Below are 17,016 nucleotides of genomic sequence, written 5' to 3' on the forward strand. Positions count from 1 at the left end.
CGGTGGGGTAATCTACTTTACTACTTCTCAATATAGGATACTAATAAAGCCAATTTATCTGTCGGTACTGCTACATAGTTGTGGTGAGGCACCAACGCCGAAATGGGCGTCAACCTAAACCGATCTCGTTCAAAAACTAGTCCGACAGTTCGACCGTAGTCGAATCGATGAAATATATACCCAGCAAAATAGGGCTGTTGGGTCAGCGGTACATTGGGGTTGGTGGCTTCTTCCGACCATTCAAAGAAGATAATTGGTTGCTGACGCTGGATAGTCTCTGATAAACCATTTAGTACGTACCGCTCAAACCCTTCTACGTCTATCTTGATCACATCGATGCGTTCAATTCCGGCTTGTGTCAGAAAGTTGTCTCCCTGTCTAACCTCTACCTCAACAATGTTGGTCGTATTGGCTTCACGTCCTTTGATCAACGTACCAATCCCTTCGTTTGCCATCGTTGAACTATAAAAAGCCTGCCGGGCGTCCAGTTCGCCCAAGGCATATGGAAACACGTGCAGGTTATTGATTGCATTGCGTTGACGTTGTTGATTGAGTTTATCAACCAGCCATGGCAATGGCTCAAATGAATAGACCTGCCCGAATACGCTGCTGGCAAACAAACTGTGGTTTCCCACATTGGCCCCCACGTCGAGAAAGACTGAGCTAGGAGAGAGTTTTTGAGCCACTGTCTTCAAAAACAGGAGTTCGTGACGGGCATAAGCCCCCATGTAGTAGATACACCAGTCGATATATGAATTGAATTTTCCCTGGTAAGTCAGTCCGAAAAATTGGGTAGTGAAGAGTTCCCCTGATGCCTTATTGGGATCGTGCAGGGTCGTCAGGATACGATGCTTTATGGCAAATCGGAGGGTATGACGATGGCCAAGCCAACGGGCAACTGAGCGGCTCAGATTCATAGGTGCGTTTTCGGAACGGTAAGTAGTCGACGGTATAGGCCCGTTGCAATAAGGCATTGTACTAACATACTCAGGATCATTGCATAGGCTGCTCCCTGAATCCCAAATGGAGGGATTAATAGCATATTCAGGCTAATGTTGCTTAACGCTGTGCAAACTGAATTTGCCAGGATGTATTTCGTTTTTTCATAGGCCATAAATGAAGCTTCGATCAACTGAGATGTAGTTAGCAACAGGTAAGCAACGGCTATGAGTGGAATGACAGAGAATCCGGGTTGATATTGTGCTGACAAAAACAGATTGCCGATAATGTCAAGCAAAGCGATTAATAAAACAATCCCACCACCACCCATTAACCAAAGCAAAGCCACGTTTTTCCGGAGCATAGACAATGTGTTTCTAACGGGTAGTCCTTCCCGTCGATTGGCATATAGTTTCACCGTCTGACGAACCAGAAGCGGAGCCCCCAGGATGGCTATTCGAGCCCCCATGCCATAACCCGCTGAGTAGTAACCAACGGCGGTTTCAGTCATTAGCATCCCTACAAGGTAGCGGTCTCCGTAGTTGGTAAGCCAACTGAATATAGCCTGAATTACTAACGGCAAACAGTAATGTCGAAGGTGTTCTGCGAGACGACGGGCGGGTAACGTACCTGTGGGTGTTGACGTGCTTCGTTGCCGCCTCAGGTAGTAAAAGCTCACAACCCAAAGCAGGCCGTTCAGGGCAACCACATTTGCCCATAGCATTGTATTGTCGATTACCCGGCCTGACACAATCAATAATGCTAATAACGATAGGTTAGCCAGTGGGTTAAGGGCTTGAGTAAGTGCTAGTTTTCGGACATGCCCGAAGGCCGTAAAATAGCCGTTGTTAAGCAAAAACGCGCCCTGCAGTGTTGTTGCCAGCCACATGAGCATGGCCACAAACCAGGCTCCGGAGATCAGGGCAAACGCCAACGTACCCAGTAGTGCTACTCCATAAATCCCGGTTAGCAAACGTGTGTAAAACCGTTGTGTCTGGTTAGGAGCATACTGTTGCATGGCCGACATGTACGCCTGAATGGTAGGGGCTACTACAATAGCATGTAGCACCAACGTACTGGCTAGTTGCAGGTTATACACACCCAGTACGGCCGGCGCGACAAACAACGCCACCAATTTGCCGTAGGCAACGCCCGTCAATGCGCTAACGCCCTGCGCTCCCCACAGGTAAGCCGTCTGCCGCCAGGTATCGGCCAGAAAACCAGAGAAACGCTGCCAAGTAGTTGCGATCGGCACAGGGAGTCAGGTACGTTGTATTACAGGAAAATATCAATGAGCTGGGTTGCCCGGTGCGCATAGGTGTGGCCTTGATGAACCAACTCATTACCCGCCTTTCGGATGCGTGCAGCCTGTTCGGGATGGCTCAAGGTGTGTTCAATTACCGAGCTGAGACGGTCTTCATCCGCAGCATACAACACATGCTCATTATCTCGGAACATACCTGCCATTTCAGGGCAGGCTGTAACAAGCTGCAATCCTCCAGCTACCGGTATCTCAAAAAAGCGCATATTGGCTGCCGGGTAGCAAGTGTCGTCAATCACATTCAGATTCAGACGGCTTTGCCTGAACATAGTTGCATAGGCCTGGCCGGTTAGCGGTTTATGATGCAGGTACATTTGTAATTGGCGTGCCCGGCTTCGATCCCAGTTGCTCCCCCAGATCCCAAGTCGACGTGTCGGAAAATGGCGCGTAATCGTTGCCAGGGCTTCTTCTCGTTCAGGGCGCCAGGCTCCTACAAATGTCAGATCATATAAAAAGTCGGACATGGGTTCGCCTCCGTGCAGGGTAGTATCGGCGGCAAGCGGCACCCATTGCGGGTTTGGAAAGCCCATGCGTTGAAACAGGGGCACCGAGGCCTGGCAGTAGGTAGCCACGCCATCATATAGTGGGGCGGCATTCAATACGTGCGTTTGCAAACTTGTCAGTGGGTCAGGCCATACCAGTACGAACGGACAAATTAGCAGCGATTTGACGTAAGCTAACGTACTAAAAATAACGCGGGCATTGGCAAACACCAGCACTAAGTCGGGCTGCAAAGCGCGGAGCCGCAACGCTAGATCGCGATTCAATTTCTGCCTCCATGCGTCAACCGTGATATACTGATTGAAGAGATGTCCTGGCCACCCCAATCGGGTAAATCGCTTCATCTCTGCCTCTACGTCATAGATCGTCACAGTGTGCCCCATCACTTCGAACGCTCTGCCATACGAGCATTCAAGCGATGTGTAAGCATTATGCCCAATCATAAATATGGTCATAGTTGCGATGGGCAAAAGGCCTTTTTCAGGGCTTGCACAGTTTTGTCATAACCATATTGATCAATTAGGCGTAACGATGCCTCTCCCATCCGGGTACGTTGCTCAGCAGGCATATCGAGCAGTTGGGCTAGTCGGTTAGATAGTTTCGATATATCACCGCAGGGATAGCTATAGCCATTGACCCCCTCCTGAACTAAGTCGACTACGCAACCAATGGTATCAGCTAATAAAACCGGCACACCAAAGTTCATAGCCTCGTTGGTTGACAACCCCCATGTTTCTATAGTTGAGCACATTATGTACACATCCGAAGCCGCGTAGTATTCACCAATGACGGATTGGTTCACGAACCCAGTTAGTAGCACATTAGTCATAGTGTGCTGAGCTATAAATTCGGTTAGTTCACGACGCGATTCACCTTCGCCTAATAGCACCACCGACACATCTGAACGATGTAGTTGTTGTACAGCCTGTAAAATATCGAGAGGCCGTTTGTTCGGTAGGTATTTGCCGCTGAAGAGCACTACCAAGTGATCAGGAGCGATGCCAAGCCGTTTTCGGAGTTGAGTACGTTGTGGCTTAAGAACGTGATACTGCGCCCGAAACCGATCGTTATCTACCGCAAACGGACAGTAAATTAACCTTGCTTCTTGGACACCATAAAACTGATAAAACGTTTTATTTTGTTGTCCGATGTACAGAAAATAATCGATAAATCGAAATAGTCCGCGTCCTAACCACCATTGCCTTTTTTTTAGTTGTGACCTCGGTCGTTGCTGTTCTACCACATGTGAACTGTCGCCCCGCATACAAACGGTGTGCCCAAAGAGCCATGCCGATAGAATGGCTACATAACATACTGCCGATGCCCATCCGTTGACGATGACTACACTTTTGGGCGCCCGCCATAATCGTTTAATAGTAGAAAGGTTAAGTAAACCCCAGAAGCCGTGTATTGAGGGGTTAGGTGATTGGTTAGATAGAAATTCATACCGATAACCATCTAATAGCGGAATATCCCATTTTACCGACCTGCCAAATTGCTTATCTACCTCTCCTGTCAGTCCATGCTGGGAGCAGTACAAAACAGTTACATCGAACGCCGGATCTGCTGCTAATCGCCGATATAAGGGGGCGAAGTATTGAATTGGGTGTGAGTTTATAACAAGTAACGAAACAGGTTTAGATAGCATGACGTGTATCTATTACAATTGAATTCCTAATCGCTTGAAACCTGTCCAGAAAAGCAGTAAGAAAGTTGATACATTAGCGAAACTCCCCCAAACAGTTAATACATCAGTTTCTAAAGTAAGACATCCAACAAAGATGATTGGTATCCAGAAAACGATAGATGGGCTTCGAGTAGATAGGTCAAGTATTTTGTGAAAACATAAGTTGAATAACAAACCAAAGAAGAACATAAAAATAATACCCCCCGTACGGCCAAAGTTTGCGTAGGCTTCTCCAAGTGGTGATATATTGGAACTACTTGCCCCGTTATGAATAATTCTTGTAAAGCGTTCAATGTTGGCCACTCCACCAGTAATTGGCTTATCACTCCAGATTATTCTTGGTATAAACGGGTATACAAAATGTAAAAGTATTTCTCCATTGGCGTAATCTTCAACGCGGGGCACGTAGTTCATTGTTTCTGAAATAAGTTGCCCTTGATTCGTTCGGTTAAATGTGGCAAATAAATGATCGTTGCCAAAAAGAAAATCTAAGTTACTAAATCGTTGTGCGACTAGATTTACCATCAAAGCAGGGTCAGCACGTCGTTCTGTAATTGTATTCCCCCATGTATTAGCTCGGTATTCCATTTTAATGGATTGTACAACAATGATAAATATAATTGTTGCAGCTATAAATGCTAGTTTGGCCCTAAGCCGAATAATAGTCTGACGACTTACCAATGTTACACAAAAATACATCGCTGTATAATGTAGCAGCTCTCCGAACATACCCTGACTTACTGTCTCATAAACCAGTGAAGTTGCCCCGAGAATCAAAGTAATTATCTTTAATTTCCCTCCCTTATAATGCCCATATAAGACAGAGGCAAACAAACAGTTGGCAATTAAGAAGACAGCTGCGCGGACCTGAACAGGCACGTGTTTTAATAATAGGCTTCCTGTTACACCAAGCATAATCAGTATTCTGATTGTGCTTTCTTTATCGTAAACATATTGACTGGCTTTCTCTAATAACTCTTTATGCGAATACTCTTTCCTGATCTTAATTAAAATACCAATGCTAAAAGCTAGAGTAGCAGGTAGACCATAACTTAAATAGTCTTCTGAAGAAATAACCATATCTTCAGGGCGGTTAATCAAGACAATCGTTGGCGAGAAAACCATCGTTAGCGTAGTTGTTAACACTATCAACTCTCGTACTGCTATACTACGGCCTAATTCGTTAATAAAAATGAGTAGCGCAAACAATGAAAAACTCAATGACGCGGCCTCCCAAAAATTAACGGTAGTTTCCAATAAAATAAGCATCATCAGTGAAATGCTTATTACAAAAAAATGAGTACGATTTAACGCCATAATTTACATAGATGACTTTCTATGCCAGAAATTAAATCCGAAACTTTTGTTAGAAACTTTCTCTGGCTTTACACCATCTTCGCCATACGTTGAGCGGTACATATAACCGTAGCCTGCATCGTATCCGTAGCCGTAATTGTATTCGTAATCCTTCTTCATATCGATGCCGTTGATGACCAGGCACATGTTCGGGAATCGTTTTTCTACATAGAGGGTGTTGATGTTCTTTAGGAAACCTTTGCCCGTATATAAGTGCCTCACAATGTACAGCGTCATACTGGCGTATTTAGCCAGGATGTTAGCGTCGGTAACCATACCTACTGGTGGTGTATCGGCAATGACTACGTCGAAATGCTCGTGCAGATTCTCAAACAGATACCGCATTTTGTCTCCACTGATCAACTCAGATGGGTTGGGGGGAAGAATGCCGCAGGGTATGAAAAACAAATTAGTATATCCAGGTACCGGCTTGATGATCTCATCCATTGTAGCCTGCCCTGACAAGTAGCTGGATAACCCCTGAGGACTGGTTTCTTTAATGTATCGGTGCAGCTTGGGCTTCCGCATGTCTAGCTCCAGCATAACCACTTTCTTATCGGCAATGGCAAGGCTGGCAGCCAGATTGAGTGAGATAAACGATTTGCCTTCGCCGCTGATGCTCGACGTAATCAGTATCGTTTGCTTGGTGCCGCCATTAGGGTTAAAGAACTGAATATTAGTTCGTAGTGCCCGAATTTGCTCGGAGAGCAATGAACGACTTTTGGGAGTTATCTCCAACGGAGACTCCGTTGAGTCAGATTGGATGACCTCGCCAATTATGGGCGCGTTGGTTGCATCTTCAATTTGGGTCTTCCGGCTAATCTTATTGTTAAAATAGTCGATTAGCCATAGCACCAGTACGGGCAAAAATAGTCCTATCAGAAGGGCAACTAAGTAATAGTTACGCTTTACGGGTTTTACCGGCTGAGGGTCTGCTTTGGCATCGTCGATTACACGCAGGTCTGACACTGTTGAGGCAAACGACATCGCCGTTTCTTCGCGCTTCTGAAGCAGGTACGTATACAGGTTGCCTTTAATGCTGGCCTGCCGGGAGATGTCGAGCAACTGCCGTTCCTTCTGCGGTATCGTGCGGATTGTTGACTCGATACGCTTGTTTGTGGCCTGCAGGTTCTTTTGCGTACTCAGTAGTATGCTGCGAAGCGTTTGTATGTTATCGGCAATGTTCCGTTTGGTCGTGCGGATCTGATCATCAATTGTCTCAATGGGAATCGATTTTTCGGGAACCGTACGAATCAGGGTTTCGCGTTTTCCTTCCAGTTCAAACAGGTTGCCAATCAGGCCGGTGAGGGTTGGGCTTTCCAGCCCAACGGTTGAAGGCGAAACCGTCCGATTGCCGCTCTTGCTTGCCAGGTACGTTTCGATCTCACGCAACGTACCCAACTGAATGTTCACCTGGCTTAACTGGGTGTCGTTCTCTTTCACTTTATCCAGGAACAACGCTGATTCTGAACTTAAATCAACAATGCCTGAATTGGTTTTGTACCGTTGAATATCCCCTTCAACAGAGGTTAATTCCCGTGAGATAATACCCAGTCGATCTTCCACGAAGCGAAGGGTATTAGCGGCTACTTTGTTTTTATCCTGAAGAGATGATAATTCGTAGAAATAAATCAGCCGATCCAAATAGGCTTCAGCCCGGTCGGGGGCCGTATCTTCCATGGTCAGGAAAAGTACCGACGCTGATTTATTAGGCTGCGATACGCGGAGGCTTTTGATAAACGATTTGATAGCACCTTCGCGGTGCTGCATCGTGACTATAATATCCTTATGGGGTACAGTTACACTATCACGCTTCGTAATCAGTATCAACCCCAATGGTGATTGGGCTGCTTTGCCAAATGGGCAACTTACGCCATCTATGACAGCCTTGCCCGGATCAACTACTACATTAAAGGGAATGTCGTAGGCAGCATCAATCGGTTTCAGCACCTTAACAATGATAGGAGAGTCGCGGTATATATCGCGCACCCTCCAGCGTTCTTTATAGGAATAAACAATATCCAGGCCCAGGTCATCAACTACTTTTTCGGCTAGCTTACGGGATTTGAGCACTTCCATCTCATTTTCCACCTGCTTCTTGGAGCCGAACATATCGAGTTCGTCCATCAAGGCTTGCTTGGAAGAACCACTCATATTGTCTTCCTCCTTGATAAGGATGCTTGCCTGCGCACTGAAGGAATATTTCAGCGTTGTCAGATAGCCGAACATGCCAACGATGCTAATGACTAGGGTCAGTGCGAACCAATACCAGTTGCGGAGGTATTTCGTCGTCAGAAACTTGATGTATTCCTGGCCGAACTGGTTTTCTGATTGTCCAATCGATGTCATGTGTTCTTGTTACGGTGGTGGTACTCAGGGTAAGCTACTACAGTTGGCAACGTACCTGAGGGCTCAGGTACGTTGCCAACTGACTGATTAGCGAATCAGGTTCAGGACTATGGTTGCCAGCAGGGTTAGCCCGCTAAGCACAGCAGGAAGTATAGGGAGCGTGCGGCTGGCCTGTACTTTTTTGCTGCTTTTCGGTTCTACGTAAATGACGTCATTGGGCTTCAGGTAATAAGCTGCTGACGTAAAGGTGTTGCGTTGGGTCAGGTCTACCCGGATGAATTCGCGCTGGCCGGCAGTTTCCCGGATGACCATCACATTCTCCCGTTTGCCATAGACGGTCAGGTCACCCGCGAGGCTGATGGCTTCGGTCAGGGTGATTTTTTCGTTCTGAACCGTGTAGACCGAAGGCCGGTTTACCTCGCCCATTACGGATATTTTGAAGTTCAGAAGCCGGGCCGATACGTAGGGCTCGCGGAGGAATTGCCGGAGGGTGTCGCGCAGCGTGGTTTCGAGTGACGACAGCGTTTTTCCTCCTACCGAGACCATGCCCAGTTTCGGGAAATTGATTTTGCCCGCCTCGTTTACCCGATAGCCTATGGGCAGGTTGTTGTTTTCCTGCGTGTTGTTGGCACCCGAGGCAAGGGTGAAACCCGTACGGGCGAAGGGGTTGAACGCCAAATCCGCTTCGGCGTTCAGACTGGTTACGGCAATGGCCAGGATATCGCCCGGCTGAAGACGGTATACGTAGGGCCCCGGTGCTGTAGCGCCTACGCCAGTAGCACCGGAAACAGTTGTGCCGTTGAGGCCAGTGCCAATGCGCATCGACGTGTCAGATGGGGTCAGGTCCTGAAAGTAGGTGATGTCATCGCGGCGTTTTTTCGATTGAGCCGTGGCTGATTCAGAAAGTCCCAGTAGGAGTGTGGCGGCCAGTAGCCAGAAAGCAGGTGTTCTGTTGAACTGCATAATTAATTTGGAGTTGAGTAAATTAGAATTAGATTCGCATGGTGACAAGATTGCGGTCGAGCACAGATTTCAGGTCGTAAACAACCGCTTTGTCGTGTCGGCAGAGGGAGCGAATATCCAACTGCCGGAAACTATCATGAGCAACGGCCAGAACAACAGCATCATAGGTATGCTGCAGCGGCGAAGCCAGGGTGATCTTATGATCGCGGGCTACTTCATCGGCCAGTGCCCAGGGGTCGTGCACGGTTACGTTAATACCAAAACCGATCAGCTCATGATAGATATCAGCTACTTTGGTATTGCGAACATCGGGGCAATTTTCTTTAAAGGTAATGCCCAGAAGTAATACGCTGGCACCAGAGATAGGAATGCCCGCCCGAATCATGGCCTTCACCAGTTTATTGGCCACATAAATGGGCATATCGTCGTTAACCCGCCGACCCGACAGGATCACCTGTGGATGGTAACCGACGCTTTCTGCCTTGTGCGACAGGTAATAGGGATCTACACTGATGCAGTGCCCACCAACCAGCCCGGGTCTGAATTTCAGGAAGTTCCACTTCGTTCCTGCGGCCTCCAGTACATCCATGGTGTCGATATTAAGTCGATCGAAAATAAGGGCCAACTCGTTCACAAATGAAATATTAACGTCGCGCTGGGCATTTTCGATGGCTTTGGCCGCTTCAGCTACTTTTATAGACGGGGCCTGATACGTACCCGCTACAATTATTTTACTGTATAACTGATCAACGAACTGTGCTGTTTCCGGGGTTGAGCCAGAGGTGATTTTCTGGATGTTGATTAAGGTACGTTCTTTGTCGCCGGGGTTGATTCGTTCAGGCGAGTAGCCACAGAAAAAATCGACGTTGTAACGCAGGCCACTCGCTTGCTCCAGTTCAGGTACGCAGTCGTCTTCCGTGCAACCCGGATATACCGTTGATTCGTAAATGACAACATCACCCTGTTTCAGGTACGTACCTACCAGACGGGATGCCGCCAGTAACGCCCGTAGATCCGGGCATTTGTATTTGTCGATAGGTGTAGGAACAGTTACGATGAAGACCGTGCAGGTAGCCAGATCGTCGGCCAGGTTACTAAAGGTGACCTGCTGGCTGAGTTGAAAAGCAACCGAATCTATCTCGCGGGTCTGATCAATGCGCTGGCGCAGTTCGCTGATTCGTACGGCATTGATGTCGTAACCCAGCGTGGGCCAATTTTTGCCAAACTCAAGTGCCAGCGGAAGACCCACGTAGCCCAGACCAATAACACCGATGCGTGGCGCGTCGGTAAGCGGCGAAACAGGAGTCATCAATGAAAGTGGTACAACGATACGGTTCGTAACTAACTGGCTGTAAATATAGAGATTGCCAGTGCATAATGAATCTATAAGTAAATTTATAGTGGTTTCATGTATTTATACTTAGTATTGTTATATACTTACCGGAACGTGGGTTTCTGCAATGGTAATTGGCATAAGGATTGATAATCAGTAGTTTGTATTGCCTTTTCGAGCGTTGGGAGATCACGCGGATGGTGCAAATCAGACGAAACAAAATCAACTAAGCGGTCCTGGATCAACTGTTGCGCCATCCGACGGGCGTCTGAACCGTATCGACCTGTTAACGACATCAAGTTGAGTTGCAGCAGGCATCCCTGTTGCCGCAAATCAGCCAGGGCTTCTGTTTTACCCCGGAAATATGCATAACGTTCCGGGTGGGCCAACACCGGTTTGTAACCTTGTACCTGCATCTGAAAAATCCAGGTGTTCAGTTGCATGGGAAGGCTGGCCCAACCTGTTTCGATCAGTACATAACGCTCTGTACCAAAAGAGAGTAAGTCGTTTTGGTGGAGCCGTTTCACAAACAATTCGTCGACCATATACTCGGCGGCCAGATCGAAGGTGATGGGCAGTTGCTCGGCCAGCAGCTGGGTACGTACGTCATCGGCTACCGTACGCAACAGGTCCGAACTGCTGGGAAACATATCCTGACTGACGTGCGGCGTCGTCACTACGTGCTCGATACCCCATTCGGCAAACTGACGAAGGCAGGTCATGGCTTCATCGATGGTGCGGATGCCATCATCAACATCGGGAAGCAGGTGGCTATGCATGTCTACAACGTATCCGGCCCTGACAGGTTGCGGGGAAGAGGAGCCCGGTTTGAGCCGGTTTGTCAATGTTTGCCAGAAAGATGCCAAGGGTGTGAATGTGTGTCGATGATAGCGCAAATTTGGACCAAATGTCTGGGAAAGCTACCCTATTTTTGTGAAAACTATGAGAGAGCTACAATCGTCTTACCCACTGACACCCGAGCCGCAGCCGCTGCGTTCCATGTTCCTGCTATTTGGCTTTATTATGCTGGGAATGACGGTAGGCGCTCTTGCCGCTGCGCTGGTTGTGGGAGCCGGTGCTCTGGCATCGGGTGGTACGATCAAAAGCGTCACGGAGTTGCTTCAGCATCCGTCGGCAACGCCAAACGGCTGGTGGTGGCTGATGCTTGTTCAGTCGTTGAGTCACGTTTGTACGTTTTTGCTGCCGTCGCTGGTTTACTGGTTTACCGTCGACAAACGAAGGCTGGCTGATTTCAACGGTCAGGCTATTTCTCAGGTTGCGGGGCTGGTGTTGGTAGTGTTTCTGACAACTGCATTTATGCCAGTCAATGGCCTTATTATTGAACTGAACCAGTCGTTAAAATTACCGGAGTCGCTGGCTCCGCTCGAGCGGTGGATGCGGGCTAAGGAAGACGAGATGGCTGAACTTACCAAGTTTCTGACTACATTTCAAACAGTGCCGCAGTTGCTAATGGCCATCCTGACGATCGGGCTGCTGCCTGCCATTGGCGAAGAGGTGTTGTTCAGAGGCATTCTGCAACGAAAATTTATTGTCTGGACGGGTAACATCCATGTAGGTATCTGGCTGTCGGCAGCTCTGTTTAGCGCTATTCACTTCCAGTTCTACGGCTTCTTTCCGCGGATGTTGTTGGGGGCTATGTTTGGCTACCTCTACGTCTGGTCGGGAAATATATGGGTGCCAATTCTGGCCCATTTTGTCAACAATGGCCTACAGGTGCTGCTGATTTTCCTATACCAGCGGCAGTTAACTACGATCGATGTTGACAGTACAGAGTCGGTGCCGCTCCCGGCAGCGTTTTTTGGCGCGGTTGTGTCGGTAGGTGCGCTGTTACTCTTCAAACGAATGAACAAAACAGGGAACAGTTATTCATGAACCGTTATCAGCATTGCTCAGGTACGTTCCTTCTGCAAAGCTGATAACGGTTCATGAATAACTGCTCACTGATAACTGAGATATGACAACAGATTGGGAAAAAGTGCTGGTGACAAAACAGCCGTATCAGGCCGAGCTGGCGAAGGCGCAACTGGTAGAAAATGACATTGACGCCGTTATTATTAACAAGCAAAGTAGCTCCTACCCCGAACTGTTCGGTAACTATGAAGTGTACGTCCCGACGAAAGATGCTATTATTGCCCGTATAATCTTAGATAATGAGACAACGATTAGCTGAGCTGTCGAACCTACAACAGCGCGTTATTGCGGCCATTTTCGGCGTAGCCGTCATCCTTTTTTGCATCAGCTACAGCGTTTACACGTTTGCTCTGTTGTTTCTGGTTATCAGCGCGTTGGCGCAGATTGAATTTTATCGGCTGCTGGGGCTGGATGGCAACCAGCCATTGACCTACTACGGTACGGTGGTGGGTTGCCTGGTGAGTGTACTGACTTTTCTGGTCGAAACGGGAATCGTTGCTGAATCGGCCTATTACCTGATCAGCCCGGCTTCGTCGATGATCTTTCTGATCAAATTGTACAAGAAGAAAGACATGAAACCCTTTACCAACATCGGCTTCACGTTTCTCGGGATCATTTACGTGGGTATTCCCTTCGCGCTGCTGAATGTGCTGGCCCTGCGTACGGGTACGTACCAGCCCAATGTTATTCTGGGTTGCCTCTTCCTGCTGTGGGCCTCTGACATTGGCGCCTACTTTGCCGGTACCAAATTCGGTCGGCGGAAGCTGTTCGAGCGGGTGTCGCCCAAAAAGTCGTGGGAGGGGAGTATCGGCGGAGCAATCGCGGCGGGGCTGGTGGCGTTGGCACTAACCTGGTATGCACCTGAGCTGACGCCCTGGCAGTGGTACTGTATTGGTGCTATTATCGTGGTGACAGGTACGTATGGTGATCTGGTCGAATCGCTGTTCAAACGGAGTATTGCCATCAAAGATTCGGGGACGAGTATTCCCGGTCATGGTGGCTTCCTGGATCGGTTCGACGGTCTGTTGCTGGCGGCTCCGTTTATCCTGACATTCCTGAAGTTGTTTGCCTGATCAACGGCTCATTAATATTCGTTAAATTCTGGGGTTGATCAGCCTGTTGCAACCGCATGGACCATTACTTTGTTAGTAGTTGCAACAACCCCTGCTCGCAATTAGGGGTCTCTTTGCCAACCGCCCGCTGGCAAACTGATTGTTTTGTTGGGTAGGTTGTCTTTTTTCGTCCGATATGACTCGATTGATCAAACGATATAGTGCGTGGCTTGGCCTACTGGCAATACTGTTCAGCCTGACCACTGATGGCCTGGCGCAGGGGCAGGATTCCCAGATTACGTTTACCGGAATTATCACGGGCGGCAAAAGCAATGAACCACTTCCGCTGGCCCGTATCTTCATTCCCCGCGCTGGTAAAGGTGTGCTGTCGGCCACGAACGGGTATTTCGCGCTGCCCGTATTTCCCGGCGATAGTGTGATCTTCAGCTACGTAGGGTACAAAACGCAGTATCATATCATTCCCCGCCGTCTGACTGAGCCAACCTATTCGGCTGTGGTGGCACTGCAGGAAGACGTGAAACTGCTGTCGGAAGTAAAGGTGTATCCGTATCCAACGGAAGAACTCTTCAAGCAGGCGCTGATCAACATGAAACTGCCCGATCAGCGGGATCGTGATGCATTGGCCAGAAATACCGATCCGCAGGCACTGTTAAGAGCTATGGCTGCCACGCCGATGGGGGCAATGTCGAATCACCAGTATTTCATGAATCAGCAGTTCCTGGGTCGCGAGGCCGTTACGAGCCGTGGTTCTGTCACGACGTTTCCTTTCCTAAACCCCTTTGCCTGGGCCAACTTCATCAAATCGGTGAAGCGGGGTGATTTTAAAACGAAGGAATACCGGCAGGGCCTGAACAACGCCCCCCCCGAGAACATCCGCCGCGATCAGATCCTGAACAATTAATAGTTAGGCGTTAAGAATGGCTCCGCTAACAGCACCGTACGCCTGTTAGCGGAGCCATTCTTAACGTTTACCCTTCCACATAATCCAGTTCCTTCCCGTAGGTCTCGCCGATGGCACTTAGTGACCAGGCTCCGAGAGCGAAGAAGATAAGCCCGATAACCGACGCCGCCCCGATTATACCGAGCGAGGGAATGGTTTTCAGGTATTGGTAGGCAGGGATGCTCAGGAGTGTGGTGGCCCGCACATTATTGGCAACTGAGGTTGTGGCCGTAGCGCGCAGGTTGGTACCGAAACTCTCGGCCGTAATGGTCAGGAACATCGCGATGTAGCCGATGCCAAACCCCATACAGCCGCAAACTAGATAGAATACCGGCGCCGAGTTCACTGCACCCGACAGGAAGAGCACGACAAAGACTGCCGTAAAGCTCATCATCCACCCAATGGCAGCTTTGCGAGACTGTAACCACTGACTGAAAAGCCCGCTGAACAAGTCGCCCGCTGCCATGCCAATGTAGGTGTACAGCACGCATTTCCCCGGTACAATGGCCGTTTCGATACCCAGCGCTTTCCCGAATTCATTGCCAAAGGTGGCCAGCATGCCAATGACGAAATACGTTGGGAGCGAGATACCCATACAACGGAGATAGCGCATAAACCGGTCGCGGTTGGTGAAGAAGACGCCGAAGTTCCCCCGCTTTACGGCCTGCTGCGCCACGTCTTTATACAGACCTGATTCCAGCACCCCAATACGTAGCAGTAGCAGGGCTAACCCAAGTCCTCCGCCAATCAGGTACGTCAGCCGCCAGTTGCCTGTGATCTGTACCGTGAGGAAAGCCGCCACAGCACCCAGAAGTCCAACGCTGGCTACTACCGACGAACCATAGCCCCGCAGGTGTTTGGGTAATACTTCGCTCACCAGCGTAATACCAGCGCCCAGTTCACCCGCCAGGCCCAGACCAGCCATGAAGCGCAGCCAGGCGTAGGTTTCTGTTGAGTGTACCATGCCGCAGGCCAGATTAGCCAGTGAGTAGGTAATGATGCTGCCAAACAAAACCGATAGCCGTCCCTGTTTGTCGCCCAGGATTCCCCAAAGCACGCCACCCAGTAGTAGACCGGCCTGCTGAAAATTGTAGATACGCCCGCCAACCAGCGAGATTTCTTTCTCCGATAACCCGAGTTCGGTAAGGCTGGGTACCCGGACAATGTTGAACAGAAGCAGGTCGTATACGTCGACAAAATACCCGAGCGCGGCCACCAGTACGGGCAGCGTAAGGGTAGCGCGAAGAGCAGCAGCGGTTGATAGCGGGGGCGAAGATTGCATGCAGGAAATATAAGAAATAAGTCAGTAGTCATAAGTCAATAGTCGATAGTGGTGTTGCTCTTTTACCTGGGCCAGATAAGCGTAGCTCTTACGACTTACCTAGTTGCCTATTCCCTAACCTTCCCAAACCTTCAACGTACCTGACCCGTTTTGACCTAAACATCTCAACGACTAATGAAAAAGTGGTTTATACATATGGGGCTCGGTCTGGCATTCGCCGGTATAGCCCAAATGGCAACTGCCCAGGCCAAACTGGAACCTGTATTCAAAGACAATACCTATCAGCTGACGGGCGTGGCCGTCTCGAAAAGCGGGCGGATATTCATTAATTACCCCCTCTGGTCTGACACATACAAGTACGCACTGGTTGAAGTAATGAAAGACGGGTCGGTGAAACCATATCCTGACGCGGCCTGGAACAGCTGGAAGATGGGGCAGGACCCAACCAATCGATGGGTGTGCGTTCAATCAGAATTTGTTGATGCCAAAGACCGGTTGTGGGTTATCGATCCGGCCAGCCCTAAACAGACGGGAGTCTATCGGGATGCGCACAAGCTGGTTTGCTTCGATCTGGCGACCAATAAAGTGATCCGGCAATATTCCTTCAAGAACATTGTTGGGCCAGACAGCTACCTCAACGATATCCGGGTCGATACGCAGCGAGAGGTGGTATATGTAACCGAATCGAAGAATGGGGGCGTTGCTGTGATCGACATCAACAGCGGCAAGATCACGATGAAATTACAGGGCGATAAGTCGATGAAAGCAGACCCGTTGTTCAAATTTGTGATTGATGGTCGGGAATTGCGGGACGATAAAGGGCCGGTAAAATTCAATTCGGATGGCCTGGCACTAACGCCTGATGGCGACATGCTGTATTATAAGCCATTGAGTGATAATAGACTTTATCGAATCTCGACGGCGGCCCTGCGCGATGCCAGTTTGAGCGATGCTGATCTAAAGGCAAAAGTAGAGGATATGGGCAACTACACCACCACCGATGGTATGATCATCGACGAAGCCGGAAATCTATATCTGGGTGATATTCAGGGGTATGAGCTCTATAGCCTGCAAACCAGCGGAAACCCGAAGCCACCGCTCAAGCGGACGAATCTGGTAAAAGACATGACCCTTCTGCAATGGCCAGATAGCTACGCCATACACGATGGGTATCTGTACGTGACAACGTCGCAGATTGACCACATGGCCAAAAACAACGGTGGCAAAGACACTCGCAAACGCCCGTATGAATTGTTCCGGGTTAAAATCAGGAATTGATTGGTGGGTCGGTGGATTGGTTGGCTGGTGGATTGGTTAACTGGTTGACTAGTTGGCTGGTG

General features: G+C 49.0%; 15 protein-coding genes. 5 read left to right on the plus strand and 10 right to left on the minus strand.

Annotated features, from left to right (window positions below):
- Nucleotides 1-20: 20 nt before the first annotated feature.
- The 9 genes from J2I46_RS27300 to J2I46_RS27340 form a co-directional block, all read right to left on the minus strand.
- On the minus strand, nucleotides 21-917 hold the full coding sequence (locus J2I46_RS27300) for an FkbM family methyltransferase (RefSeq protein ID WP_207332275.1): 897 nt from the start codon (nucleotides 915-917) through the stop codon (nucleotides 21-23).
- Nucleotides 914-2,194: a lipopolysaccharide biosynthesis protein gene (locus tag J2I46_RS33380; protein WP_207332276.1), complete on the minus strand. Its 1,281-nt coding sequence runs from the start codon at nucleotides 2,192-2,194 to the stop codon at nucleotides 914-916. The genes J2I46_RS27300 and J2I46_RS33380 overlap by 4 nt, the downstream gene beginning before the upstream one ends.
- Before the next feature lie 20 nt (nucleotides 2,195-2,214).
- Nucleotides 2,215-3,216, minus strand: a complete 1,002-nt coding sequence (locus tag J2I46_RS27310; RefSeq protein WP_207332277.1) for a CgeB family protein — start codon at nucleotides 3,214-3,216, stop codon at nucleotides 2,215-2,217.
- On the minus strand, nucleotides 3,213-4,409 hold the full coding sequence (locus J2I46_RS27315) for a glycosyltransferase family 4 protein (RefSeq protein ID WP_207332278.1): 1,197 nt from the start codon (nucleotides 4,407-4,409) through the stop codon (nucleotides 3,213-3,215). Before J2I46_RS27315 ends, J2I46_RS27310 begins: the two co-directional genes overlap by 4 nt.
- Nucleotides 4,410-4,421: 12 nt before the next feature.
- Nucleotides 4,422-5,765, minus strand: coding sequence for a DUF8712 domain-containing protein (locus J2I46_RS27320; RefSeq protein WP_207332279.1), 1,344 nt, complete (start codon nucleotides 5,763-5,765; stop codon nucleotides 4,422-4,424).
- A gap of 3 nt (nucleotides 5,766-5,768) precedes the next feature.
- Nucleotides 5,769-8,153: a GumC family protein gene (locus tag J2I46_RS27325; protein WP_207332280.1), complete on the minus strand. Its 2,385-nt coding sequence runs from the start codon at nucleotides 8,151-8,153 to the stop codon at nucleotides 5,769-5,771.
- 87 nt (nucleotides 8,154-8,240) lie between these two features.
- The gene (locus J2I46_RS27330) at nucleotides 8,241-9,116 is read right to left on the minus strand and encodes a polysaccharide biosynthesis/export family protein (protein WP_207332281.1); all 876 of its coding nucleotides are present in this window, start codon (nucleotides 9,114-9,116) and stop codon (nucleotides 8,241-8,243) included.
- Nucleotides 9,117-9,144: 28 nt separating this feature from the next.
- Entirely contained in the window at nucleotides 9,145-10,425 is a 1,281-nt protein-coding gene (locus tag J2I46_RS27335; protein WP_207332282.1) for a nucleotide sugar dehydrogenase, read from the minus strand.
- 128 nt (nucleotides 10,426-10,553) lie between these two features.
- Nucleotides 10,554-11,315: a tyrosine-protein phosphatase gene (locus J2I46_RS27340; protein ID WP_207332283.1), complete on the minus strand. Its 762-nt coding sequence runs from the start codon at nucleotides 11,313-11,315 to the stop codon at nucleotides 10,554-10,556.
- A gap of 76 nt (nucleotides 11,316-11,391) precedes the next feature.
- On the opposite strand from J2I46_RS27340, the gene J2I46_RS27345 reads away from it, so the two are divergent.
- From J2I46_RS27345 to J2I46_RS27360, 4 genes are all read left to right on the plus strand, one after another.
- Nucleotides 11,392-12,342, plus strand: coding sequence for a CPBP family intramembrane glutamic endopeptidase (locus J2I46_RS27345; protein WP_207332284.1), 951 nt, complete (start codon nucleotides 11,392-11,394; stop codon nucleotides 12,340-12,342).
- An 82-nt stretch (nucleotides 12,343-12,424) separates the two neighbouring features.
- Nucleotides 12,425-12,640, plus strand: a complete 216-nt coding sequence (locus J2I46_RS27350) for a putative signal transducing protein (protein ID WP_207332285.1) — start codon at nucleotides 12,425-12,427, stop codon at nucleotides 12,638-12,640.
- Nucleotides 12,621-13,454, plus strand: a complete 834-nt coding sequence (locus J2I46_RS27355; RefSeq protein WP_207332286.1) for a phosphatidate cytidylyltransferase — start codon at nucleotides 12,621-12,623, stop codon at nucleotides 13,452-13,454. Before J2I46_RS27350 ends, J2I46_RS27355 begins: the two co-directional genes overlap by 20 nt.
- A gap of 175 nt (nucleotides 13,455-13,629) precedes the next feature.
- Nucleotides 13,630-14,355 carry a carboxypeptidase-like regulatory domain-containing protein gene (locus J2I46_RS27360; protein ID WP_207332287.1) on the plus strand — a complete coding sequence of 242 codons (726 nt, stop codon included), beginning with the start codon at nucleotides 13,630-13,632 and terminating at the stop codon, nucleotides 14,353-14,355.
- Between the two features lie 67 nt (nucleotides 14,356-14,422).
- Here the strand turns inward: J2I46_RS27360 and J2I46_RS27365 are convergent, their stop codons facing one another.
- Nucleotides 14,423-15,676, minus strand: a complete 1,254-nt coding sequence (locus tag J2I46_RS27365) for an MFS transporter (protein WP_207332288.1) — start codon at nucleotides 15,674-15,676, stop codon at nucleotides 14,423-14,425.
- 174 nt (nucleotides 15,677-15,850) lie between these two features.
- Here J2I46_RS27365 and J2I46_RS27370 point away from each other — a divergent pair, with 174 nt between their 5' ends.
- Nucleotides 15,851-16,954: an L-dopachrome tautomerase-related protein gene (locus tag J2I46_RS27370; RefSeq protein WP_207332289.1), complete on the plus strand. Its 1,104-nt coding sequence runs from the start codon at nucleotides 15,851-15,853 to the stop codon at nucleotides 16,952-16,954.
- Nucleotides 16,955-17,016: the final 62 nt, after the last annotated feature.

It is taken from the genome of Fibrella forsythiae (genome assembly GCF_017353175.1).
Taxonomy (GTDB): Bacteria; Bacteroidota; Bacteroidia; order Cytophagales; family Spirosomataceae; genus Fibrella; species Fibrella forsythiae.

Coding starts and splice junctions, on each gene's coding strand:
- J2I46_RS27300 (WP_207332275.1), bottom strand. CDS start 917: ATGAATCTGAGCCGCTCAGTTGCCCGTTGGCTTGGCCATCGTCATACC.
- J2I46_RS27310 (WP_207332277.1), bottom strand. CDS start 3,216: ATGACCATATTTATGATTGGGCATAATGCTTACACATCGCTTGAATGC.
- J2I46_RS27315 (WP_207332278.1), bottom strand. CDS start 4,409: ATGCTATCTAAACCTGTTTCGTTACTTGTTATAAACTCACACCCAATT.
- J2I46_RS27320 (WP_207332279.1), bottom strand. CDS start 5,765: ATGGCGTTAAATCGTACTCATTTTTTTGTAATAAGCATTTCACTGATG.
- J2I46_RS27325 (WP_207332280.1), bottom strand. CDS start 8,153: ATGACATCGATTGGACAATCAGAAAACCAGTTCGGCCAGGAATACATC.
- J2I46_RS27330 (WP_207332281.1), bottom strand. CDS start 9,116: ATGCAGTTCAACAGAACACCTGCTTTCTGGCTACTGGCCGCCACACTC.
- J2I46_RS27335 (WP_207332282.1), bottom strand. CDS start 10,425: ATGACTCCTGTTTCGCCGCTTACCGACGCGCCACGCATCGGTGTTATT.
- J2I46_RS27345 (WP_207332284.1), top strand. CDS start 11,392: ATGAGAGAGCTACAATCGTCTTACCCACTGACACCCGAGCCGCAGCCG.
- J2I46_RS27350 (WP_207332285.1), top strand. CDS start 12,425: ATGACAACAGATTGGGAAAAAGTGCTGGTGACAAAACAGCCGTATCAG.
- J2I46_RS27355 (WP_207332286.1), top strand. CDS start 12,621: ATGAGACAACGATTAGCTGAGCTGTCGAACCTACAACAGCGCGTTATT.
- J2I46_RS27360 (WP_207332287.1), top strand. CDS start 13,630: ATGACTCGATTGATCAAACGATATAGTGCGTGGCTTGGCCTACTGGCA.
- J2I46_RS27365 (WP_207332288.1), bottom strand. CDS start 15,676: ATGCAATCTTCGCCCCCGCTATCAACCGCTGCTGCTCTTCGCGCTACC.
- J2I46_RS27370 (WP_207332289.1), top strand. CDS start 15,851: ATGAAAAAGTGGTTTATACATATGGGGCTCGGTCTGGCATTCGCCGGT.